This window comes from Treponema vincentii, from assembly GCF_018336815.1.
Taxonomy (GTDB): Bacteria; Spirochaetota; Spirochaetia; order Treponematales; family Treponemataceae; genus Treponema.
On record NZ_CP050497.1, the window covers coordinates 2,093,449 to 2,116,711 of the forward strand.

The 23,263-nt window shown below is 46.6% G+C and carries 17 protein-coding genes and 1 pseudogene; 9 read left to right on the plus strand and 9 right to left on the minus strand.

The window, feature by feature from the left end; all coding sequences use genetic code 11:
• Positions 1 to 214: 214 nt before the first annotated feature.
• The 5 genes from GWP40_RS09535 to GWP40_RS09555 all read right to left on the minus strand — a co-directional run bounded on the left by GWP40_RS09535 (position 215) and on the right by GWP40_RS09555 (position 5,684).
• The gene (locus GWP40_RS09535) at positions 215 to 2,059 is read right to left on the minus strand and encodes a methyl-accepting chemotaxis protein (RefSeq protein WP_212565137.1); all 1,845 of its coding nucleotides are present in this window, start codon (positions 2,057 to 2,059) and stop codon (positions 215 to 217) included.
• A 152-nt stretch (positions 2,060 to 2,211) separates the two neighbouring features.
• Complete coding sequence (gene fusA / locus GWP40_RS09540; RefSeq protein WP_212565138.1) at positions 2,212 to 4,290, minus strand: elongation factor G; 2,079 nt, start codon at positions 4,288 to 4,290, stop codon at positions 2,212 to 2,214.
• 87 nt (positions 4,291 to 4,377) lie between these two features.
• Positions 4,378 to 4,716 (minus strand): type II toxin-antitoxin system RelE family toxin, encoded by a 339-nt coding sequence (locus GWP40_RS09545; protein WP_212565139.1) that lies wholly within the window; start codon positions 4,714 to 4,716, stop codon positions 4,378 to 4,380.
• Positions 4,716 to 4,988, minus strand: coding sequence for a hypothetical protein (locus tag GWP40_RS09550; RefSeq protein ID WP_212565140.1), 273 nt, complete (start codon positions 4,986 to 4,988; stop codon positions 4,716 to 4,718). Before GWP40_RS09550 ends, GWP40_RS09545 begins: the two co-directional genes overlap by 1 nt.
• A 99-nt stretch (positions 4,989 to 5,087) precedes the next feature.
• Positions 5,088 to 5,684 (minus strand): SAM-dependent methyltransferase, encoded by a 597-nt coding sequence (locus GWP40_RS09555; protein WP_212565141.1) that lies wholly within the window; start codon positions 5,682 to 5,684, stop codon positions 5,088 to 5,090.
• Positions 5,685 to 5,903: 219 nt separating this feature from the next.
• Between GWP40_RS09555 and GWP40_RS09560 the strand changes: the two genes are divergently transcribed.
• Positions 5,904 to 6,917, plus strand: coding sequence for a polyprenyl synthetase family protein (locus GWP40_RS09560; protein WP_212565142.1), 1,014 nt, complete (start codon positions 5,904 to 5,906; stop codon positions 6,915 to 6,917).
• Between the two features lie 144 nt (positions 6,918 to 7,061).
• Here the strand turns inward: GWP40_RS09560 and GWP40_RS09565 are convergent, their stop codons facing one another.
• Together GWP40_RS09565 and GWP40_RS09570 are read right to left on the minus strand one after the other, a co-directional pair.
• Complete coding sequence (locus GWP40_RS09565) at positions 7,062 to 8,396, minus strand: C1 family peptidase (RefSeq protein WP_212565143.1); 1,335 nt, start codon at positions 8,394 to 8,396, stop codon at positions 7,062 to 7,064.
• 117 nt (positions 8,397 to 8,513) lie between these two features.
• Positions 8,514 to 9,770: a cation:proton antiporter gene (locus tag GWP40_RS09570; RefSeq protein WP_212565144.1), complete on the minus strand. Its 1,257-nt coding sequence runs from the start codon at positions 9,768 to 9,770 to the stop codon at positions 8,514 to 8,516.
• A gap of 316 nt (positions 9,771 to 10,086) precedes the next feature.
• Here GWP40_RS09570 and GWP40_RS09575 point away from each other — a divergent pair, with 316 nt between their 5' ends.
• The 4 genes and pseudogenes from GWP40_RS09575 (at position 10,087) to GWP40_RS09590 (ending at position 14,870) form a co-directional block, all read left to right on the plus strand.
• Entirely contained in the window at positions 10,087 to 10,806 is a 720-nt protein-coding gene (locus tag GWP40_RS09575; RefSeq protein ID WP_212565145.1) for a tetratricopeptide repeat protein, read from the plus strand.
• A gap of 60 nt (positions 10,807 to 10,866) precedes the next feature.
• Positions 10,867 to 11,805 (plus strand): DNA-processing protein DprA, encoded by a 939-nt coding sequence (dprA, locus tag GWP40_RS09580; protein WP_212565146.1) that lies wholly within the window; start codon positions 10,867 to 10,869, stop codon positions 11,803 to 11,805.
• A gap of 16 nt (positions 11,806 to 11,821) precedes the next feature.
• A pseudogene (gene topA / locus GWP40_RS09585) lies at positions 11,822 to 13,952 on the plus strand (type I DNA topoisomerase).
• Positions 13,953 to 13,955: 3 nt separating this feature from the next.
• Positions 13,956 to 14,870, plus strand: a complete 915-nt coding sequence (locus tag GWP40_RS09590) for a tyrosine-type recombinase/integrase (protein WP_212565147.1) — start codon at positions 13,956 to 13,958, stop codon at positions 14,868 to 14,870.
• Positions 14,871 to 15,118: 248 nt separating this feature from the next.
• Here GWP40_RS09590 and GWP40_RS09595 read toward each other — a convergent pair whose 3' ends face one another.
• Positions 15,119 to 15,667 carry an L-threonylcarbamoyladenylate synthase gene (locus tag GWP40_RS09595; protein ID WP_212565148.1) on the minus strand — a complete coding sequence of 183 codons (549 nt, stop codon included), beginning with the start codon at positions 15,665 to 15,667 and terminating at the stop codon, positions 15,119 to 15,121.
• Positions 15,642 to 16,091, minus strand: coding sequence for an FtsB family cell division protein (locus GWP40_RS09600; RefSeq protein ID WP_212565149.1), 450 nt, complete (start codon positions 16,089 to 16,091; stop codon positions 15,642 to 15,644). Before GWP40_RS09600 ends, GWP40_RS09595 begins: the two co-directional genes overlap by 26 nt.
• A gap of 213 nt (positions 16,092 to 16,304) precedes the next feature.
• On the opposite strand from GWP40_RS09600, the gene GWP40_RS09605 reads away from it, so the two are divergent.
• From GWP40_RS09605 to GWP40_RS09620, 4 genes are read left to right on the plus strand one after another with little or no spacing between them, the layout of a single operon-like run.
• The gene (locus GWP40_RS09605; RefSeq protein ID WP_212565150.1) at positions 16,305 to 18,551 is read left to right on the plus strand and encodes a hypothetical protein; all 2,247 of its coding nucleotides are present in this window, start codon (positions 16,305 to 16,307) and stop codon (positions 18,549 to 18,551) included.
• Between the two features lie 57 nt (positions 18,552 to 18,608).
• Positions 18,609 to 20,063, plus strand: coding sequence for a 6-hydroxymethylpterin diphosphokinase MptE-like protein (locus GWP40_RS09610; RefSeq protein WP_212565151.1), 1,455 nt, complete (start codon positions 18,609 to 18,611; stop codon positions 20,061 to 20,063).
• Complete coding sequence (locus tag GWP40_RS09615; protein ID WP_212565152.1) at positions 20,060 to 21,565, plus strand: motility associated factor glycosyltransferase family protein; 1,506 nt, start codon at positions 20,060 to 20,062, stop codon at positions 21,563 to 21,565. The genes GWP40_RS09610 and GWP40_RS09615 overlap by 4 nt, the downstream gene beginning before the upstream one ends.
• Positions 21,562 to 23,205 (plus strand): diguanylate cyclase, encoded by a 1,644-nt coding sequence (locus GWP40_RS09620; RefSeq protein ID WP_212565153.1) that lies wholly within the window; start codon positions 21,562 to 21,564, stop codon positions 23,203 to 23,205. Before GWP40_RS09615 ends, GWP40_RS09620 begins: the two co-directional genes overlap by 4 nt.
• Positions 23,206 to 23,263 lie beyond the last annotated feature (58 nt).

The window sequence follows — 23,263 nt, forward strand, 5'->3', positions numbered from 1 at the left end:
TTGTAGGCGCCGTCAGAGATTGGGATTAGCTGTATGCGCCGGACGCACACTATTTCGGTATTTTCGTAACCGTATTGTTTGTCTTTTTGCGATAAATGTATCGGCAAACGGTTTCTTCCGTTAATTTGATTGCTTTTATACTAATGAAGCAGGGAACTTCTCAAGCATATTTTCCATTATCCGTATAACAGAAGCTCCCTGTGTATCGTCTTCATTACAGCGAAAGCTGGTTTAGATACTTCATGACGCTCTGTGCAGCTTTTCGATTCCGTGCGCTGCTGTCGCTTACCTCATCGATAACTTTTCTAATCTGTTCCGTGTCGCCGCTTACACTGCTTATCGTACTGTCGATATTTTGAGAAATTTCAACAAGCCTTGTCATTTCTTTACCCACTTCCGTATTACCTGAGCGTATTTGTAAAGAACTTTGCTTAACCTTTGCCGTTATGACATTGATTTCTTTGACAGCTTCGAGCACTTGTGCATTACCGTCATTTTGTTTCGTCACCGAGTCCATAATAGTATTACTGCCGCTATTAACCGTCGAGAGCTGCTGCATAATTTCTGCAAACTGAATAGCAGTTTCTTCCGCAACCGAATTCAATGCTTCAATCTTTTCTTTCAGTGTTTTCAACACTGTCGTAATGGTCTTACCTTGCGTGCTTGATTCTTCTGCAAGTTTCCTAATTTCATCAGCGACAACCGCGAACCCCTTGCCGATATCCCCTGCATGAGCTGCCTCGATTGCGGCATTCATTGCAAGCAAGTTGGTTTGACTTGCAATATGTTGAATGACATTACTTGCTTCCAGCAAGCCCTCAGATTGTTCACTGATGTTTTTTACAATTGCATGAGCATTCGATACTGCGGTATTACCGGCATCGGCAGCACTATTTAGATGCTTAATCGAATCAACGGTATTTTCTATCGTATGGGTAACCGATTGAATATCGGAAACCATCCGTTCAATAACGAAAACAGCTTGGCCGATAGAAGTCGATTGTGTTTCAATACTATTATCAAGGTCTTCGATATTCTCTATAGCTTGATGGATGTTTTCCTGCATTTCTAAAACACCGCTCAACTGCTCTTGAATATGGTCTCGCACAAAAGATACACTCTCGCCAATCTTCTCGGCAGCCGTAGAAGTTATCTTCATATTGGAAGACAACGCCTCTGCCGTATGAGTTGAAACGGTAACACTTTCATTCAGTTCTGTTAAGAAGTTTTTATTAAATGTAAGCAATTTATTAAAGTCTAATAATAACAGAGCTATATCATCCCGTGTCCATGCACTAAGAATTTCTTGCCGATAATCTCCGTTTGCTAATCTCCTGACAATTTGCTGTATCAACACTATTCTTCTTTCAAATGAACGTATGATGGCCAATAAATTAAATACTGAAAAAATTAAACCATATATAAAAAGCGGTAAAACTGCTGTAATAAGCTTGGTGTGGGTATCATGTTGCTGGTACCGTACAATCGGTGCAAGCACTAAAAGAACCACTGCGAAAATACAGGTAACGGACATAAACGCTACGCGCTTTAACATAGAAAGAGAGAGCGTACCTTCTTCGATCGGAACGAATGATGCCCATTTTTCAAAACTTCTAATCGCACTTGAAGCAAACAAACTTCCGATTAAAAAGATATTTCCAATCGTACTAAAGACTGCGGATAAGAAGATGCCGACATTTCCTATTAACCCCATTTCTATAGAAATAAAAAAAGGAATGGTAAAGGCTATTACAAGCGGGATAATCATAACAAGTCTTTCATATAGTACGATATACTTTTTTGCTTTGTCCGGATTCCGTTTCCAGTCTATGATTGCAGGAATCATAATTTTGTAACGTATGATAGGATTGATCGCTGCCAACAGGATGCCGATAATAAAGGCTTTTGTTCTGACAACTTCGCTTAAACTACCGGTACTTCCGACAAAGGGTGATGTAACAAAATTAGCTGCTATCCATCCGAGGTTGGTACATAAATCAAAAATAAGAATTTGTTTAGGGGGATTTTGATATTCCTGCATTGCTGTTGTTTCTGCCATAATACTCTCCTCTCTGTGTATATGTGCCAACTTTTTTATATGGTGAAACGGGAATGTCCCAAAAGTTTCTGTCTTTCGGGACATCCTCAACAAATTCAAAATTAAATTTTTATATATCAATGATTTAATTTTAAGTATTGCAGCTAAAGATATTACTCCTCTTGTTCTTCGATAAATGCCTTGGCCGCGGCAACTACCTCGTCGGCAATTTTACCGGATATCGGATCGTAGTGATCAAACGACATCTCGAATGAGCCGGTGCCGCTGGTCATCGACCGTAAATCGATAGCGTAGCGGAGCAGTTCTTTGTGCGGTACTTGTGCGCGAATTTCTTCAATACCATTTGCAAGCTGGGATTGACCGAGAATGCGTCCGCGGCGTGAAGAAAGATCACTCATAATATCGCCGAGGTAGGCAGTTTCCACGTAGACCGTTAAATTCATAATCGGTTCCAACAGAATCGGCCCCGCATTGCGCATTGCATTTTTAAATGCGTTTCGGGCGGCGATCTTAAAGGCCATTTCCGAAGAGTCTACCGGATGCTCTTTACCGTCCAATACCGTCGTACCGACATCGACAACGGGATAACCCGCCATAACGCCGTTTTCCATCGCTTCTTTTACACCCTTTTCGACACCGGGAATGTAACCCTTGGAAATCGCCCCGCCGAATACCGCGTTGGTAAAGCTGTATTTTGCACCACGCTCCAGCGGTTCAATCGCCAGTACGACCCGCCCGAACTGACCGTGTCCACCCGACTGTTTCTTATGCGTATATTCTGCCTGCGCTTTTTGGCGGATAGTTTCGCGGTAGGCGATGCGGGGAATAGAAGTTTGTACTTCAATCTTTGTCTGCTTTTTAATGCGGTCAAGCACGATAGAGGTATGCAAGTCTCCCATGCCGGAGAATACATTCTGCTTTGTTTCGGGGTTGTAGACAAAAGAAAGCGTCATGTCTTCTTCGCAGGCGCGAAGCAGCTGTTCCCCGAGCTTGTCGTCGTTTTTCTTATCGACGGCGGCTACCGCAAGCGAATAGATAGGATCGGGATTACGCAGTTTCACAAACGGCGGGCAATCTTGAGAGGCGGCAAGGGTATCGTTGGTTTTTGCTGCCGCGAGTTTAACCGCAACGCCGACATCTCCGGCTACAAGTTCCTTTACTTCGGTCAGTTTCTTTCCCGCAGCACGGTATAACTTACCGACGCGTTCTTTCTTTTGTTCATTGATGTTATATACTTCCGCGTCCGATACGAGCGTACCGGTAATAACTTTGATGTATGAAAGCCTCCCCGAAAACTGGTCGTTTGCGGTTTTAACGATAAAGCCGGAGAATGCAGGTTCCGGATCGATTTTGATGGTACACTCTTCTTCACCCTTTACTGCGCGTTCCAAACAACCGGCCGGAGAGGGTAAAATCTCTGTGATAAAACGTAAAATCGCCGTTAAACCGAGTCCCATTTGCGCGGCTCCGGCAAAGATCGGCACGATTCTATTGTTTTTCATCGCAAGTGTGAGTCCTTTCGCAATTTCATCGCTGCTGAGTTCTCCTTCGTCGATGAACTTTACTAATAAATCTTCATCGCCTTCCGCGGCTGCCCCTGCGAGTACCTCGCGCATTTCTTCATATTGTTTTTTTGCCGAATCGGGAATAGGTATTTCCTTTTCTTTACCGTTTGAATCTGTTTGATAAGCAACACCGTGCAGGACATCGACGATCCCTGTAAGATCGGCGCCTTTGCCGATAGGAAAGGTAACCGCAAATACATCAGCCTTAAACTGAGTTTTGACATCCTGCATTGCATGATCGAAATCGGCGCGGTCTTCATCCATCTTATTGACAAACACCAAACGGGGTTTATTCCGGCGGTCAAGGTCGCGCCAGTATTTAATGGTTTCAATCTGTACTCCCGATTTTGCATCGAGTACCATCAATCCCGTTTCCGCCGAGCGGAAAGCTGCAATAACTTCACCCATAAAGTCAGAAGAACCGGGTGTATCCCAAAAATTGATCACCATATCGTTCCAGTTCATCGACACCAGCGCCGAATATATCGAAATTTTTCGCTCTATTTCTTCGGGCGTGTAGTCGCTGAGCGTTTTACCGCCTGCAACCGTTTCCGCCCGTGCAATTGTACCCGTTACTGCCGCAAGATTTTCAATAAGCGTTGTTTTGCCGGACTGTCCATGCCCTGCAATCGCAATTGTTCTTATATTTTCTGTTCCAATTCCCATCACGAAGCTCCTCTTATGATGTTAAAAATATTTATATATATTGTAAGGGCTAGTGATAGGAGTTGTCAAGGAAATAATAGAGAACTGTCATTCGTTTTTTCTGTGATCTACATCTTTATAAACTTTCATATTCTCACGTTTTCCGATTCCCCAAATTTCTATGATTTCTACTTTTTCCGGAGTCAGAAGTCGATAAACAATACGAACACTTTTTCCACAGGCATAAAGTTTATAAAAACCTGTTAAATCCATATCAGCTTTATTGCCTAATGGAAAACCAAGAAAAGGATTTTTATCAAGTTTTACGAATTTTTTATCAACCTCAATTTTGATACTGCCATCCAAATTATTATATTCTTCAGCAGCTTCCGGAATTAATTGGATTTTTTCGAATTGCTCTCGTTTTTCTTCCCATTTTTTTGTCATTATTTATTTCTCAACGATGACAAGCTGACTGTCTTTGAAGAATCATAATGCTTCAGTCTGTCTTGAACCATCGAAAAAATTTCTTTATGTTCTGCAAGTTCTTCTAATTCTGAAAGTTTTTCGTAACGGTCGAATGGAATCATAACAGCTTCCATAACATTGTTTTTCATAATAAAAATCGGCTGTTTGTCTTCAGAAATCTTTCTGACAGTCTGCGTAAGAGTTTTCTGCAACAAGGTTATCGGCATAATTTGAGCAGTTTCCACTAACATTTCAGCATCTCCTAAATATATAATAATACATATTTTTCTATATAGTCAAGTATTACCTATAAAATTATGTTGCACTATAGTCAAAATGATTTGATGCGTTTACCCTTTAAAATCCAAGCCGAGTAGGTAGGTTTCGAAGCTGCTGCGGCGGCATGCTTCCGGTTTAAAGGCGCGGGCGGTTTTAAACAACTTCCGCATCTGCTGTAGGTATTGCTGCTCGCTGCCGCCTTGAAATATTTTAACGACAAAGCTGCCGTGAGCTTCAAGTTGTGTTTCGGCATAGTAAAGCGCCATATCGACAAGGGCGGCAGAGCGGGCAGTGTCGACGGTTTTATTGCCGGTGGTTGCGGGCGCCGCATCGCAGATAACGGAACGGTAGGGGCCGCAGCTTTTTACCGCAGCAGCCATGGCCGCCGCTGTCAGATCCCCTTGGAAAAACGAAAGCCGCATATCCTGTATCGACTCCGAAAGCGGCTGTAAATCAACTGCGCACACGCGCCCTTCCGGAGAAAGAAACCTAAGCAAAAACGTTGTCCAGCTTCCCGGCGCGGCGCCGAGGTCAAGCACGCTGTCGTTTTTTCCAAATAGATTAAACTTTTTTTGCATTTCTTCCAATTTATAAACCGACCGCGCAGGATAGCCTTCCGCAAAAGCCTTACGCGACCAATAGTCCGGTTCCCGATACTGATTTCCCATGTGTTCCTTTTTGTTTACTCAAAAAAGTGCAAAGGTATCGAAAGAGTGAATCAATATCGCAGAATAATAGAGGTTGGGCGACCATTTGAGCCGCAAAGCGGCGAAATTTTGGTTGAACAACCCCTATTTATTCTGCGGGCTATATTTAGAAACTATTCGATGCCTTTGCACTTTGCTAGAGTAGTTCTCTATCAATAAAATATGAAGTATAATAGTAGTATGAATGATGAATTTAAGCAACGGCTTGAAAAAATTGAAGGCGCCCTGCGCACTGCATTTTTGCCCGATGTACCGGAGTCCGCTACGGAACAAAATCCTATTGCACTTCTATCCGCTCCATGCGCCTCGTTGGTATCCGGCGGCGGAAAACGCTGGAGACCGCTGCTCACTGTTCTTGCCTATCAGCTTGCAGAGGGCAAAAACGAGGATATCTACACACTTACGCCGCTGGTCGAAGGAATCCATACGGCAAGTCTTATTCATGATGATATAGAAGACAATTCAGAACTGCGCCGGGGAAAGCCTGCCGCTTACGTAGCCTACGGACTCGATTCGGCACTTAATTCGGGCAGCTGGCTTTACTTTCGAGCATTGCAATCGCTTGAAAGCTATCAGGCTCCTGCAAGCATAAAGCTCGATTTATATGGCGCAGCGCTTACGCATATCCGAGCCCTGCATGAAGGACAGGCGCTCGATATCCACTGGCATCGGACTGCCGGTTTTTTTCCTTCGCGGCAGGATTATGAACGAATGATCAGTTTAAAGACAGGGGCGCTTGCCGCACTTGCCGCCTATACCGGTATGCGCGCTGCCGGAAAAGAAGATGAAGAAAGCCAATCTTTTGCAGCGCTTTTTACAAGGGTTGGAGTCGGCTTTCAGATACTCGACGATGTAAAAAATATCAGCACGGGAAATGCCGGAAAAAAACGCGGCGACGATATTGTAGAAGGAAAAAAGAGTATGCCCGCAATACTGCATATCGAAAAACATCCCGAAGATGCGGCAGCTCTTACCGCTTATTTTGAGCAGGCGCGGCGAGAAGGTATTGATTCCCCTGCGGTAGAAAAAGCGATTGCGTTGTTGAGTTCAAGCGGTTCGATTGCCGATGCGGAAATGCAGGGAAAGAAAAAGATCGATTCCGTACTGGAGCAGCTTGACACACGGTACGGCAGCACGGTAAAAGAGATGTTTGAAGCGCTTTTTAACCTTATGCAGGGACGGAAAACTTTTTAAAAATCGATAACTGTTTAAAGCCCATAGCATCTCTAAAGACTCGGTTTAGCTTTTTAGAGATGCCCTGTAATCAACAGCCCCGGCGCAAGCATCGGGGTATTAAACTCTCCACACGAATAAAAATCCGAGTGATAACCCGTTTTCCTACCCCCGCGCCAGCGCTCCCATCGGATCCCATGGTTCAAGCTGAACAAGCGGCTGTTTTAAGGCGTCGAGCCATTTTTGATCGACAAAGGTCTTTTCTACCATAATCTGATAGGTATACTCATCGAACCATGCATCGGACATCGAGAACATTCCCTTTTTGCCTGATTCGTCGCCCCACGAATTTTCTACCTGCCATTTAATCGGCTTTCCTAATTTATCCAGATCAACGCCGGTCAATACCATTGCGTGGGTAAGAAGGCTGTCGCCGTAATCGAGCCGTTCCGCTTTGGTGAATTCAGGTAATTCGCCGAGCGTTTTAGCGTAGAGGTATACTTCCGTGTCCATAATACCTTCGGGGCGGCAGATATACGGACCCATATCGCAACCGAACCAGACCGGCTTACCGGCTTTAATCGATTCGATAGCTGCCGTTTTAAGCACGTCAATCGGCACGTTGATGTAGTGAATCGGCTCCGCTTCTTTTACGGTGCCGAGGAATTTTACCGTGTAGGCTCTGCCGTAAGGCTTATCCGCCGTGGGCGCATTGATTAAGCTGATTTTATTGTTTAAATCCCAACCGACATACTCTTTAAAGAACTGCTGCGGGGTAATCTGCTCCGCTTTATGAAACTTCTTATCCTTATCGCGGCATTCAAAGTCGAATACGCGGGGAGGCTCGCCGAGCGCCTTAACCAAAAAGCTGTATACATGTGAAAGATAGGTTTCCTTGTCTGCGCGGAGCTCTTTGACGGACTTTCCCGCCTTGTGCCCATCCCGCAGCAGCTGTGCGTATTTACGGAGACGATGGGTTAATTCGGCAACAAAGAAGCGCGTGTCGGAAGAATGGAAGGTTTCGGGCATCACATCCTTAGGCACGGCGCCGTATTTTTGCAGAATACCGGAGAACATATCCCACTGTCCGCCGTCCTGAATAGGATTGGCCAGCAAATGCGCGAGCAGCCGTCCTTCGAGCGGTTCGTCAAGGGTCTCCAAAATGCTTTCAAAAAAGTAATTGGATTTTTCGAGTTTATCCCAAAATAGCGTGTAGTTCTGGGAAAGCTCGAAGGTTTCCAAGTTGAGCTTTTTCATTATTTCTACACGGGCTGCATTCAACGAAGCAAACATCCAGCAGCGGCCGCTCTTCTTTTGATTGGTAATTTCTCCACGCTCCGTTTCGTGCGAAAAACAAAAATTGTGGCGGCGGCGGACATCATAGTTAAACGATGCATCCTCGATGCCGCTCTTAGCGACAGCCCCTGCAATAACCGTATTCGACGGCTCTGCGCGATAGTCGCGCTCAAACTTTTTTAAAAGTTCCGGTGAAATATTCATATATACCTCCTCGCTTTAATCAGCACTTCCTTAGTATACCATATTGCGGTTAGCTTTCCGCTTCCCGATAATTAAAAAAAATAGGATATGTTTTTACGGTGCCATCGATAATTCTTTCTATACGGCGGTTGTCCCAGCCGGAGGCAGGTTCTTTTCCGAAAAAGCTTTTCCCAGCAAAATAGGCACAATCATAGAAGAAACAATAATCAGCAAAATAACCGGTGCAAAATATTCAGCCTGAACCATACCGACAGCGAGTCCCTTTTGAGCTACGATGAGAGCCACCTCACCGCGCACCATCATTCCCAGCCCTATCTGGAGCGATTCCTGCCGCTTAAAGCCCAAAGCCAGTGCCGAACCGCCGCAGCCGATTATTTTGGTGATACAACCGACAAGCACAAAGGCGATCGAAAACCATATCAAGCTCATATTCAGTCCGCTTAAGTCCGTTTTAAGTCCTATAGCAGTAAAAAAGAGTGGGCTAAAAAACATATACGAATTGATGTCTATTTTTCTCTCCATATAGGAGGCATCATGCAAATTGCAAAATACAACCCCTGCAACATAAGCCCCGGTAATATCGGCGATACCGAAGAAACGTTCGGTACAGTAGGCAAAAATCAACGCGACTCCCAACCCGTAAATCGGAATACGCTGGGAATGCGGGTGCCGGCCATCATACCATTTAAAAATTCGGTAAATCAGATATCCCACAACCAACGAAGCGGCAAAGAATGCTGCCGTTTTTATCATAAGCCCGAGGTAGTCGCCCTTACCGGAACTTGCACCGAGGACAACCGTTAATACAATGATACCGAATACATCATCGATGATTGCAGCGCTGATAATTGTTTGACCGACTTCCGAATTTATTTTCCCTAACTCTTTCAATGCAACGACGGTAATACTGACCGAAGTTGCCGTTAAAATAGTACCGATGAACAGCGCCTGATAAAATACCGGTGTCCCGAAGCCGTCAAACCCCCAAAAACCTAACGCCATAACCGTACCTAAAACCAATGGTACGATAACACCGCATGCAGCAATCACGGTGGATTTTACACCGGATTTAACAAGCGATTTTAAATTAGTTCCCAAGCCGGCGGAGAACATAATCAGGATAACGCCGATTTCGGACATATATTCGATAAACTGGTTGGTTTCAGCGTAGATAATATTCGGTTCGACCCCGCCGAAGTTACGGAAAAAAGGTAGATAGCGTAAGAAAAGTCCTGCAACAATTTCCCCTGCAACCTGCGGAATATTGATTTTTTTAGCAAGAAGTCCCAGATACTTTGCAGCGATAACGATAATTCCAATGGAAAGAACAATTTGCAGCGCGATTTCTTCAATCGGTATTTCCTTAGCAGACATAAACAACTCCCATAAAAAGTCAAGAAGAAAGTATCAACTTTCGATTGACTTTTTACGCACGTTCGCAACGAAGCGAGAACGTGCAGATGATATACAAGTTTGCGTTTGAGCAAACTTGTGTAAATAAAAGTCGTGCTATCTGTACGGCTTTTATTTACACTCCTCGAATTAACCGGCGTTTCCCGATTCTGAGGGCATATTATAGTTAAAAAGCAAAGGAACCGCAAGATTTCCAAAACTGTCTGATGCCCTTTGCCGCCGCCGTAATATTGACAATCGGACAAAGATATATAAATATGTCAATATGAAGATATATATGAAATCAAAAAAAATTCCGTATATTGGTCTACTGTGTTCCATTCTTTTCCTCTGCGTTGCCTGTAAGGATAATGCCTTTATACGGCGGATGCAGGATATGGAAATGGGTGTCAAAAACCCCTCTTCTATAGAAGAATTGGAATCGGCCATAAAAAAATATCAGGGAAAGGTCAATGAGATACTGACTATGGAGCAGCGAGTCGGCATTTGGTACAAAATTCTCGGCCGCCGATACATGGATAAAAAGATGTACAAAAAAGCGATTGAAGCCTTCCGCAGCGCATTGGAATACTTCCCGGAAAATCAACATGTATTTTATCAAATCGGCGTATGTGCCGCTATTATCGCAAAAAGCACCCTCGATTACCCGAATATGAGCCTCGACGAGCGGCGCTCATATTTTGACCTGTCGGTTTCCGCCTATAAGCGCGCGGTGGAGCTTGACCCCACCTATACGCGGGCGGTGTACGCGCTGTCCGTTCTCTATGTCTTTGAATTGAACCGGCCGGAAGATGCCATCACAATTATGGAACCGGTTGCCGCCCGCGAAAAAAAGCCGCTGGACTCCCTGTTCATCCTCGGGCGCGCTTATTACATGACCGGTCAATATGAAAAAGCGATTGCCGCCTACGACCGCATTATCAAAACGAGCGGGAGCGCCGAACAGCGCGCCGACGCCGAACGGAATAAAGCTTTTGTAGAAAATGCGCGGCGCTAAGGCTTTGACGGTCGGCTATGCGGTAATAAGCAGTAAACAACAGGATTCTCACATACTTTGATGAACACAACAACCGATTCCGAAAAGCGGAAACTCTACATAGCCCTCTCTTATTGCTCTTTTCTCAAAGGCAGCGAGAGGCTTTTACTTGCCCGCACGCTTGACACTTCGCAAGCACTTACAGTAAGTTCAATAGATACGCTCAGCCGGATGATACAGCGACCACTCCGCACGCGCAGTTATAAACCCGAACAGCTGCCGCAGGCAGTGGAAAGAGCCGAGTCGCTGATGAAGTATTGCCGAATCAACATGACGTTTTACGATGATCCCGACTTCCCTCCCCTGCTGCGGGAAATCCCCGATGCGCCTTTCTTGCTATACTACCGCGGCGTCTTACCGCAAGCCGATACGCCCGCAGTAGCAATTGTCGGTACGCGCCGCCCGACAGGGAACGGCATTAAAGCGGCACTGCAGCTAGGCACCGAATGCGGGCACGCCGGTATTCCCGTTATTTCGGGGCTGGCACGCGGCATCGACACTTTTGCTCATCGGGGAGCCTTGGAAGGTGGCGGCCTAACGACAGCTGTACTCGCCTGCGGGCTTGACCGGCTCTATCCGCAGAGCAATGCACGGCTCGCAGGCCGGATACTCGAAACGGGCGGATGCATCCTCAGCGAATATGCGCCCGGGGAACTGCCGCTTGCCTATCGCTTTCCGCAGCGTAACCGAATCATTTCGGGGTTAGCCCGCGCAACCGTTGTCGTCGAAGCGCCGACAAAATCGGGAGCGCTCATTACGGCTGACTTTGCCCTTGAGCAAGGACGCGACGTGTGCATATACGGCGGACTGCAGGATTCCGTGCAGAATACCGGCTGTAAAAAACTTGCTGAGGACGGGGCAATTCCGGTTGAACATGCCGGCGACCTTTTACGCGAATGGGCAAACCCAACTTTGCAATATTTGCAGAGAGAGCAACAGACACAACTACCTTTGTTTTAAGAAAGGAGCACGATAAATGGCGAAAAAAACCGCGGCAAAAACGAAAAAAACAAACTTGATTATCGTAGAATCGCCGGCAAAAGCAAAAACAATCGAAAAATATTTGGGCAACGGCTATACGGTTAAGGCTTCGATGGGGCACTTGATCGATTTACCGAAGTCTCGTATCGCAATCGATATCGAGCACGGCTTCCAGCCCGAATATATCACCGTACGAGGTAGAGCCAAGTTACTCAAAGAACTGCAGCAAGATGCAAAGAACGCCAAACACGTCTTTCTCGCCAGTGATAATGACCGCGAAGGGGAAGCTATCGCCTATCACCTCTGCCATGCGATACGGGAAAAATGCGAAAATGTGCCGATAAACCGTATCGTCTTTAACGAGATCACCCCGCAGGCAATTAAAACCGCCGTGCAAAATCCTATGGATATCGACGAGGCAAAGGTCAACGCGCAAAAAGCCCGCCGCGTACTCGACCGGCTTGTCGGCTATAACCTTTCGCCCCTGCTCTGGCAAAAAGTAAAGAACGGACTTTCCGCAGGGCGGGTACAGTCGGTTGCGCTGCGCCTCATCTGTGAACGGGAAGCGGAGGTGGAAAATTTTATCCCCGAAGAATTTTGGACGCTGGAAGGCGCCTTTAAAAAAAGGAAAAACCACCTTTGATGCCCAGCTCGCGTTATATAAAGGAGAAAAACCTGCGTTAAAAAATGAGCGTGAAGTACAGGCTATCATTGATGTATTGAATGGAAAAGAAGCAACGGTTACCGATGTCAAAAGCACCCAAAAGACCATCCATCCTAAACCTCCATTCACAACCTCTACGATGCAGCAAACGGCAGCGAATCGGCTCGGCTTTACCTCCCGTAAAACAATGCAGATTGCGCAGCAGCTGTACGAAGGTATTGCCGTCGGTTCAAGCCGCGTCGGGTTAATCACCTATATGCGTACCGACTCTGTGCGTATCTCCGACGTTGCCCTTGCGGAAGTCCGCAAGTGGATCGGCGAGCAGTATCCCGCCTATCTACCGGAAAAAACCAATTTTTACAGCGTCGGCGCAAAAGCGCAGGATGCCCACGAAGGTATCCGCCCCACATACTGTAGTTATACGCCCGACTATCTGAAAGACTACCTCAACCGCGACCAGCTGCGCCTCTATACCCTTATCTGGGAACGCTTTACCGCAAGCCAGATGACCGGCGCAAAGACGGAAACGCTCAGCTATGAAATTTCCGCCGGAGATGCGGTCTTTAGAACGGTTTCTACCAAGGTAACGGACAAAGGCTTCTACGCCGTGCTCAATCTTCTCCTTTCAAAAGAAGAAAAAGGCAAGGCATTGCCGGCGTTAAAAACCGGCGACACCCTGACGGTGGACAGCCTTACGCCCGAACAGCACTTTACGCAGGGGCCAGCCCGTTATACCGATGCAAGTATCGTTAAAATGCTGGAACAAAAAGGCATCGGGCGCCCGTCGACTTATGCACCGATTATTTCGGTACTGCTCGACCGCTACTACGTCAACCGCTCCAATAAGCAGCTTGTTCCCACCCAGCTCGGTAGAATAATCAATGATCTTTTGGTGGAAAACTTCAACGATGTTATCGACGTCAACTTTACCGCCGGTATGGAACAAAAACTGGACGAAATAGAAGAACACAATGCCGACTGGTCAAAGATTATCGGCTCATTTTATACCCCGTTCATCACGCAGGTGGATTCGGTGACGGCGCATTTAGGCAGTTTGAAAGGGAGCCTCGATGAGCCGACAAACTTTACCTGCGAAAAATGCGGCAAAAGGATGATGAAAAAACTCGGCCGCTTCGGTTTTTTCTTGGCGTGCGAGGGCTTCCCCGAATGCCGCAATACCAAATCCATTCCGTTGGCAAAGTGTCCGCGTCCCGGCTGCGGCGGGGACATCGTATCCCGACGGGCAAAAGGACGGGGCAAAGAGTTCTTCGGCTGCACAAACTTTCCGAAATGCAATTTTATCTCTCATTTTAAGCCTATCAACTCGGCGTGCCCCAAATGCGGCTGGTTCATGGTAGAAAAATACGACAAAAAGAACGGCAGCTATAAGGCTTGCGTCAATCCCGACTGCGATTACCTGCACAGCGTTGTCGAAGGTGTGGAAGACAGGGATATCGAATAGCCGATGGATCAGGTCTTTGAAGACTACCTCGCCTATAGCGCGGGCGTGCGGCATTTTTCCGAAAAAACAATTGAAGCGTACCGGAACGATCTCAAGCTTTTTTCCGATTGGCTTGCGGAAAATGAAATTCCCTTTACCGAGGTTACCAAAACACAAGTACGCATCTTTGTTGCAGACCTCGGCAACCGGCATTTTGCTCCAGCAAGCGTCAACCGTACCCTCTCCTGCATACGGGGACTGTACCGCTATGCCCTGCAGAAAGGACTCTGCACAACAAACCCCGCCGCGCTTATCCGCAACCTCAAACAGCCGGACAAGCTGCCCCGATTCCTCTTTCCCGACGAAGCGGAGCGCTTTTGCGAATTTCCCAAAGAAGCGGGCATTTTATGGTACGCCCGCGATGCGGCGATCTTTTCGTCGCTCTATTCAACCGGATGTCGTGCGGCAGAGCTGCAAGGACTCAAAATAACGGATTTAAAGGGAGATTGCAGTTGGGCAATCGTGCGGGGAAAGGGCAGCAAAGAGCGCAAGGTGTTTTTTGCGGATTTCGCTCAAGAAGCGGTGCAGCGGTATTTAACGGAACGGGCGGAATTGATTGCCTATTTAAAAGAACAAGACGGTTTAAAAACTTCCATTGCGGAAGATGCGCTTTTTTTAAACTGCCGCGGCGGCGCGCTTACGACGCAGGGCATCCGGTATATCATCAACCGGTACACCGCGCTTCTCCCAAACTATAAAAAACTGACGCCGCACGCCTTCCGGCACAGCTTTGCCTCCATGTTCATCACGCGGGGAGCGGACATCCGGGTAGTGCAGGAACTGTTGGGGCACAGCAATATCACAACCACCCAACGGTACACGCATATCACGGCAGCCCAGCTCCAAGACCTGTATCACAAAGCCCACCCGCACGGGTAGGTATAGCCTATTTATTTTGCGGGGTGATTAAAAATCTGATGCGATTCCCTTCCTTTTGCGTAAAATTTTTCCCAAAATTTCACGTTTCTTTCCCTGCAGCAGGGTAATCGCATCAGACACTTATACATAAGAATCGCAGAATAATGAGGCTGTGAAACCATTTGAACCGCAAAGCGGTGAAACTCTGGTCGAACGGCCTCATTATTCTGCGGGAAATACAGCAAAACAGTTTGATGCGATTATCCTTATTAATCAATCACAACAGCGCCTTGGCGGAGTACGCGGGGAGTGCCGGAACTTAAATCCACAAGAGTAGAAGGAAGCCCCTCAAGATTACCGTCATCGACAATTAACGAAACGGAATCCTCAAATTCGCGGCAAATAGCTTCTATATCGGTAAGGGGCGGGGTTCCCGAACGGTTAACGCTCGTCGAATACACTGCATCCCCTGCTGCAGCGACAACACTACGCAGCCACTCATCTGCGGGACAGCGAAAGGCTTGAGTCCCCTGCCCTTTTAACGGTACGATAAGCGTGAGCGGCGCAGGCCACAAGTTCAAAATATGTTCGGGAATTTTTATATCGGTATAGCGGTAAATATCCGCCGGTTCGGCGATGAGAGCGATAAACGGTTTGTTTTCTTCTCTCCCCTTAATGCGGGCAATTGCTTCGGCAGTCTTTCCAATCAAACCGGAAAATCCGTAAATCGTATCCGTTGGAATAATGACGATATTTCCGCGCTTGAGTTCTACAGCAACGGCAGCGGCCGAATTAGGAGCTTTTTTTTGAATACGCATTTTTTTTGCTCACAATCATCTCGCACATAATAACGATAATACTCATGGAAACGGCAATCGTTTTACAAACTGCATCCGGCAAATAGCGGGGAGCTTCAATCAAGTATACGACACCGGCATCCTCGGTACGCTCCGCAGCGCCGGAAAAATTCATCAGTTTGATAAGCCGTTCGTTTTTTTGGACATAGCCTAATTCATGCGCATACACAGCAATGGTCTGAGGATCTGAGGATAAATTCGCGATACGGATATTCAGATCTTCCCCAATATCGGACAAAAGCTGCACATGTTGTACGAGAGCTTCACGCTGCCGTCTTAACTGACGGCATGCAAAAAAACCTCGTGCCCCAAAGCACATACTCAAAAAACTATAAACAAACGCAAATACGAAGATCGGCGTAATAACTTTCAAATAAAATTTCATAATCGCTTCTAATAACGGCAAAATAAATATTTTCTTGAATTTTATTTAAAATACGCTATAATAGAAAAGTGATGATATGTTTTCCAACCGATGGTCGACATTTTCTAAAAATGTGCACGGCTTTTCGAGGCGCCCTATAAGAGTTCCGCTCATGTTATATACAGGGAATGCCGATACATGTTATAATAACACCGCTTTCGTGGAGAAATATTTATGGATAATTTTAACAAAACCGACGATTTATATGATCCCAATTTTTCTATAGACAGTAAGAGCACTGAAAAATTAGACATGTATGGTGTATGGCTTAAAAAAAAGAAAGATACTATCGAACCGCTCGATTCGGACGATTTTCAATCGGCGAGCGCTTCCGGCATGGAAAACGACCAAGATACTATAAATTTTGATGATGATTTCTCATTTTCGGATATGGCTGCAGATACTGAAATGCCCGAACTTGAGGAGTTGAACGATACAAATACTTCAACCGAAATACCGCTGGAAACGCCTGATCCTTCATATACCGACAGTGATACTTCCGATATTGCACTTGACGAAAACAGTTTTGAGTCATTGGATTTGGATGACTTTTTGTCGGATGACAGCCCTACCGAAGCAGCGCCTAAAGAAACAGCTGATACTTTTGTTGAAGAAGAGCCGATAGATCTTGACTTTACCGAAATCACGGATGATACCGAAAAACATTCGGGCGACAATGAACCGCCGGCAGGTCTCGAAAACTTCAGTGAAATTTCTCTTGAAGATTTTGAAGATGCAGCTCCGTCTGAAAGCTCCGAATCGGACGACGACTTTGAGGTGGTCGATGATTTTGACGATATTCTCAAAGACGATACATCCGAAAGACAAGAAGCCGAACACAGCAAGCAAAAAGAAGATGCCGTTTTCGACATTGACGTTACAGCCGATGATGAAGCGACTAAAGAGCAGCCGCTTGCGGAGCTGTCCTCACAGGTTGTAGAAGATAACGTCGATATTCCGATTTTCGGTGCAGACGACAAACAATCACCCGATGCTGAAAAACCTGCTTTCTTTGATGATATTGAAGCTGTTAAACAAGATTTACTTTCAACACAACATGTCGCCGAACAGGAAAATGCGACAGCAAAACTCAATCCGGAAAAGGATTCAAAAGAAACTATGGACACAACAGTCGTAACTACTCAACGCACTGCCGCTGAACAAGATAAAGCAACCGAATTGCTGATGCAAATTGCTCATGAAATCAGCGATCTGAAAGCAGAGCTGAATAGCTTAAAAGTGGGTATGGCGGCTCACTCAAAAGCAATTTCCGAAACAGCGGTAAAAGATTCCGGTGACCACCAAGAAGACAAAGCCGCCGATGCGGAAAGTTCGGGCTTTTTCAGCGATGATGATACGGACGAAACGATTGCACTCACCGGTGATGAGTTAAATAATATCCTTATTACGGCGGATTTCACTGAAGAGCGGAACAGTGAAGATGAGGAGCGGGCGTCGACCGATGAGGAATCTTCCGCGGAAACAACCGAAACCTATGAAGTACCGCCTGTACTTACGAAAGATATTGATCCCGAAATGCAAGAAAAGCCCCCTGCCGACCACTCCTTTGAGGAGAGTATAGCGGAGCTTTCTTCAGAAGAGAGAAATAGCGATCATGAACCGGAGACGGAAGGGGAAAAACTCCTTGCATCCGATCCGGTCTTTAATGTAGAGCCTTCCCCCATTACATCGTTGCCGGAAGATCTCAGTTACCTTGATGATCAATCGGAAGTTACGGATGAAGATATGGGGCTTATTGATGGAGATACGGCAGATCAGCAAGAAGCCGCCGAGCTTGAGGATATCGAAGAAGCTGAGCCTGTGGATGACGAAACCGACTTTGAAGATATAAATATAGAATCCTTCGATATTCCCTCGGAGCAAGAGATTGAAGTTCCCGCTGAAGACATGAAACCGGTTGACACCAAAATGGCTGCTGGAGAAATAACAGATGACCGTACGATCCACGAACTTCAAAATGACGAAGATTTCCGAAACCCGTTTGCAGACGGTTCAACTACCGCCGAAGCGGAAATAAAAGAAGAAATTATTGAAGAACCTTTTATAGCCGAAGTTCCTGCAAGTGAGTCGGAAGAAATCGAAGAAGCCAAATCTGAAGATACGGAAGATACAATTGAAGAATTGGACGCAATCGCTGAAGATACAAGTTCCGATCTTGAGGCGGAAAAAGAAAGCGAAAAAGTTCCCGAAGAACCGAAGCAGGAAACATTGTTACAAGCTGCGAGTAAAAAGCAGGAAACCATTTCTATTCCATTGGAACTGAAAAATGAGATTAAATCGGTTCTTTCCTATATGGATCAACTGTTAGAGGCATTGCCCGAAAAGAAGATTGAAGAGTTTGCTAAGTCCGAATATTTTGAAACCTACAAGCACCTCTTTGAAGAATTAGGCATTTCCTAATCCGTATATTTCACTTCGCCGCTATGCAATTCCGCATAGCGGCCAACTGCCTTCCTCATGCTTCCTTTTCGTCTCCATTCAAAATACAACCCAAATAAAGAAGCGGAACAGTTTGCCGCTGCCATTGAAGGCAATCCTACCATTATTATCATAACGGAGCCGGGAGAATCCTACCTCGCGCCCGTACTGAAAGCACAATTTCCTTGTACAAAGCGTATTGCGGTGCGCTACAGCGAAACACTTTTTTCGGATTCCGATTATCTTTGGGATGCTGTCTGGCGGCCGGGAAACGGTAGTTTGCCTTTTTTTCTGCTGTCTCACATACCCGATGAACAATTGGCAGGAACCCGTTTTTTAAGCTGGAGGGCTGCCGATAAAGCTTTTCCAAATGAGGCAGATACGGTTTGGAAAAACATCCGGTATGCAATCGATATACTTACTAGTATCATGCACACCCGATCTTTCTTCGGAAATAAGTGGCTTAAAAACACCATCAATAATTTTATCGGCCTTGAACACCCTGCGACGCTGCATTTCGGCGAACGGGATTTTATCTTAGCCGGAGCAGGCCCGAGCTTAGAACAGCTTACCGCAGCTCAGGTAGCGCCCTACTCTATCCTTGCAGTATCATCAGCGTGCACAGCCCTTACGGCGCGGGATATCTCGATAGACCTCTGCATCGGTACCGACGCCGGCTACTGGGCATTGCCTCATTTTGATAGGCTGCCTGCAATAGTCCCTGTCGCCTTTCCACTCGAAGCGGCCGTTCCCGCATCGATATTAGAGACTCATCCATGCGTGCCGCTTTCCTACAATTCTCCGCTGGAAACAATGCTCTTTACGGCGGCAAACCTGCAACCGCTTGCAGCCCGAGAAAACGGCACGGTAACGGGAACGGCCTGCGAACTGCTGTTACGGCATACAGACCGAAACATCATACTCGCCGGCGTCGATTTGGCAGCTGCAAAAGGTTTTACCCATGCACGCCCCCATGCAAGTATCGTACGCTTATTTGCTGCGGCGAATAGACTCCATCCGCTTGCAGATTCGCTTGCTGTCCAAAACTTTGCCGCGCAATCCCTTGAAACCTACCGGCAATGGTTTTTGCAGCTGCCGCCGGAATCCGCACGGAGACTTGCCCGCGCCGGTACGGGAGGAGCCCCGCTGCCAAATATCAAACCGATAGACCTAACAGCCCGCAGTTCCAATAACGCACAAACAGCAACACGGCTTTCGGCAGCCCCCCACCCTGCGCCTTCCCGCAATGAGCGCACACGGATTGCCCGCTCCCTGTTAAAGACACTGAATACCGAAATCCCTGCACTAATCGCAACGGAACCGGCGCGGCTCGCGACCGATGCTGCGGCACTTGAAAAACAGATATGCGTCTTATGCAGCTATACCGCTTATTGTAATGTGATAAAAAATCCTACGGATACAAAAGCGCAAACAAACTTAGCGGAACAGGTCAGCCGTGTACTCGGCTCGCTCATTAAAAGGATAAAAGCATGACGATCCTAGAGAAGAACCTTGCTGCGATAAACATCAAACAGCCGGAACTCGCAGAACATCTCCGGCGTGCTCAAATAGGGGCTGCTTATAAGGGTACTGCACCCGCAAAGACAGGGGAACCGGTGCCGCTCTTTGCATCGGGACAAGCGTTGCAGTCCCTCTATAATCCCGTACGGGAAGCAGAACGCACCGCTGCCGCGTTCTCCGTCGGCTTTATGCTTTTTTGCGGACTGGGGAACGGCATCCATATCAAACTTTTTTTAGATAAATCCTCCCAATCATTTTGTGCAATTACGGAATCCGATTACGAATCCTTCAAACAGCTGCTTTCGCTCATCGACTATACGGAGCTATTAGCCGACAGCAGGGTATTCCTTTTGCCGCCCTGTACCGATGCCGCTTTTGAAACCGCACTCGTAGCGGCTTATTTACCGGCTCTTCACGGCACCTTCAGCTATCACATCCTAAGGACATGGAGTGAACAGTATACAGCGCAAACAAAAGGTTTACCGGAGAAGATCGAGCACGCACTCGAAAAAATCAAAGCGGATTTTTCAGTTCAAGTTCATTTCGGGAAAATCTGGCTGCGCAATATTTTTTTAAATTTGCGCCTTGCAGGTTTCGTCAAACCTGCATACCCGTACACGGATACCAAGCGAACAGCGCTCATATTGGGGGCAGGCCCAAGCTTGGAAGAAGGATTGGTTCTGCTTAAGCAGCATCGGAAGCGGTACACGGTTTTTTGTACCGATACAGCCTTTCCCGCCGTATGCGCAAACGGTATTACACCGGAATTCTTCATCGCGATTGACCCGCAGCATATCTCATATCAGCATACCATCGGCGTTATCCCCAAAGAGACGATCGGCATTTTCGACCTTTCAGCTAACACAGCCGGAGCGCGCCGATTTTACGAAAACGGCAATGCCCTGTTCTTTACGGCAGGCGGGCACCCGCTCGTCCAAACAGCCGCACTTTTTTCTCCCATTCCGCCGCTTACCACGGGATCCGGCACCGTTGCCGTCGCTGCCTACCATGCGGCACAAGCGCTCGGTTACCGGCATATCGAATGCATCGGAATGGACTTTGCCTATACCGGCGGCACGGCGTATAGCCGAGGCACCTATCTTTCAGCCCAATATGCCGACGCTGCGATGCGCGTCATCTCGCAAGAGCACTCGTTTGTCCGCCTTATGTTCCGTACCGAAACCTACAGCGAACGGACATCAAAAGGCATCACCTATCGAACGCCGCTCTTGGATTCTTACAGGGCGGCTTTTGAAGCGGAAAAACACAGTATCATCCGCTGGCAACGGGCAGACTTTCAGCAATTCCCGTATACGGCATTCCTTGCATCCTTTACCGAAAACTTAAAACAAAACAGTCTGAATACCGTTATGCCGCTTCTTCCCGCACTTGCATGGTGTAAAGCCCATAGAAAAGGAAATTTGACCGATATGGAACTTGTATCGGAACTCATTTCGGAGTATACTGATTTATGATGAAAAAAATATTGATGTCGGTCTATGCCGCATGTGCATTGCTTGTTATTATTGGAAGTTTGCTATGGTTTGTTTTCACCCTTTACAGCGATTCCGCTGTGGGAAAAACGGAAGCGTTGAAGAACTTTAAGATATTTGCTCAGCATACCGGCGGAATTTTGTCGGAATCCATTCACGAGGCTGATTCTGCCCGGCTGCAAGTACAACTTGAGCAACTATGCCGTAACTACAGCAAATATGTTCAAGCAGTTTTAATTAGAGATAATGCCGGTATCGTATTTATCTGGCCGAAAAACACCGATATTTTTTCATATAATGAACAGTATATAGTCGAAGTAAAAAACCTACCGCTCTTTTTTACTGCTGCCCAAACACATATTCCGGTTAAAGAAATGGGTACTACCGTTACCGTCCATGCAGCGCTCCAAATGCTTCCGCTTGAAACGGTTTTTAACCGCGGTCAAATAGTATTCTTTTTATTACTGCTGATTGTGCTGATGACCGTTATAGTTCTGATCTTTTCGTACATTAACCCAAAATCTGTAGAAAAAAAATCAGCATTAAAAGATACAATTCGTGCTCCGGAAGCGGATATAACCGCTTTTGATGCCGTTCAACCCGATCTTCCCCTCGCTACAGCTGCTTGCGATAAAGAAGAAACCGCATCTTCAGCGAAAAATTTTACCGAAACGGACAATCCGGCTACCCTGCAGCAGGAGGATACGAGTACCTATAAAAACCATGCTCCCTTTAATGAAGAGCCGACGACGGGAGAACAAACAGTAAAGACGCATGAATTTGAACCTTCGTTGCCATTAGATGAACAACTGGAATCATTAAACCGTCTTCATATTTACGATGATGAACAGCCCCAACAAACCACGCCCGAGTCTCAGGAACACGCAGAACATATACAGCTTGACCACAGTACGATAGAGGAACTGGACGGCGCCGATACAGAGCAGCCGGTCTCCTCAAACACTGAACCGAATATTCAGAAAACAGCAGATACCTCGAAATCGGATGTCAACCAGAGCTTCGGCGCAGAAAACTACGGCTTCTTTGAAAATCATACCCACCCCCTAAAAGCGGTGGATGAAAGCCAAGAAGCAGCCAAACAACCGCCGATTACGACGTTTGAAAACACCCCGCTTTCGGATACAGCGCACAGCGATAGCCGTTCACTTGAACAGGCAACGCTCATCGAAGAATTGACCACCGCTATCACGGAAACCGCCGTTGCCGAAGAAGATTTAACGCTCATGCTGATCCATGCACCCGATCTTCCACATAATCAGCAAATTATCCATTTACTGCGTTCAACACTCGATCGTATTCATAAGATATTTATTTTTAATAAAGATACCCTCGGTATCATCATTTTTTATGCCCCCTTAGATCAGGCGATGCAAATTGCGAGCAGTCTCTATGATGAAATCCATGCGCTTTTAGATGCTTCCGCTAAAAAATCACTCGGTATCGGCCTTACTACAAGAGCAGGACGGCTTATTCCTGCTCCCCGCATGATCGAAGAAGCCTCGGCGGCAATCGGCAAGGCAACCGAAGAAGGTGGCGATCCCATTGTCGCCTTTCGAGTTAACCCGGATAAATACCGGCGCTGTCTCGCACGGTTAAACTAAGGGAGTGCTGATTAAAGCGAGGAGCGCATTTAATCAGTGTTTCCCTAACACAAATCAT

Excerpts from the sequence above, each read along its gene's own strand:
- GWP40_RS09535 (WP_212565137.1), bottom strand. The coding sequence starts at position 2,059 with ATGGCAGAAACAACAGCAATGCAGGAATATCAAAATCCCCCTAAACAA.
- GWP40_RS09575 (WP_212565145.1), top strand. The coding sequence starts at position 10,087 with ATGAAATCAAAAAAAATTCCGTATATTGGTCTACTGTGTTCCATTCTT.
- GWP40_RS09555 (WP_212565141.1), bottom strand. The coding sequence starts at position 5,684 with ATGGGAAATCAGTATCGGGAACCGGACTATTGGTCGCGTAAGGCTTTT.
- GWP40_RS09615 (WP_212565152.1), top strand. The coding sequence starts at position 20,060 with ATGACGATCCTAGAGAAGAACCTTGCTGCGATAAACATCAAACAGCCG.
- fusA (WP_212565138.1), bottom strand. The coding sequence starts at position 4,290 with ATGGGAATTGGAACAGAAAATATAAGAACAATTGCGATTGCAGGGCAT.
- GWP40_RS09600 (WP_212565149.1), bottom strand. The coding sequence starts at position 16,091 with ATGAAATTTTATTTGAAAGTTATTACGCCGATCTTCGTATTTGCGTTT.
- GWP40_RS09550 (WP_212565140.1), bottom strand. The coding sequence starts at position 4,988 with ATGTTAGTGGAAACTGCTCAAATTATGCCGATAACCTTGTTGCAGAAA.
- GWP40_RS09610 (WP_212565151.1), top strand. The coding sequence starts at position 18,609 with ATGCTTCCTTTTCGTCTCCATTCAAAATACAACCCAAATAAAGAAGCG.
- GWP40_RS09620 (WP_212565153.1), top strand. The coding sequence starts at position 21,562 with ATGATGAAAAAAATATTGATGTCGGTCTATGCCGCATGTGCATTGCTT.
- GWP40_RS09560 (WP_212565142.1), top strand. The coding sequence starts at position 5,904 with ATGAATGATGAATTTAAGCAACGGCTTGAAAAAATTGAAGGCGCCCTG.
- dprA (WP_212565146.1), top strand. The coding sequence starts at position 10,867 with ATGAACACAACAACCGATTCCGAAAAGCGGAAACTCTACATAGCCCTC.
- GWP40_RS09595 (WP_212565148.1), bottom strand. The coding sequence starts at position 15,667 with ATGCGTATTCAAAAAAAAGCTCCTAATTCGGCCGCTGCCGTTGCTGTA.
- GWP40_RS09565 (WP_212565143.1), bottom strand. The coding sequence starts at position 8,396 with ATGAATATTTCACCGGAACTTTTAAAAAAGTTTGAGCGCGACTATCGC.
- GWP40_RS09605 (WP_212565150.1), top strand. The coding sequence starts at position 16,305 with ATGGATAATTTTAACAAAACCGACGATTTATATGATCCCAATTTTTCT.
- GWP40_RS09590 (WP_212565147.1), top strand. The coding sequence starts at position 13,956 with ATGGATCAGGTCTTTGAAGACTACCTCGCCTATAGCGCGGGCGTGCGG.
- GWP40_RS09570 (WP_212565144.1), bottom strand. The coding sequence starts at position 9,770 with ATGTCTGCTAAGGAAATACCGATTGAAGAAATCGCGCTGCAAATTGTT.
- GWP40_RS09545 (WP_212565139.1), bottom strand. The coding sequence starts at position 4,716 with ATGACAAAAAAATGGGAAGAAAAACGAGAGCAATTCGAAAAAATCCAA.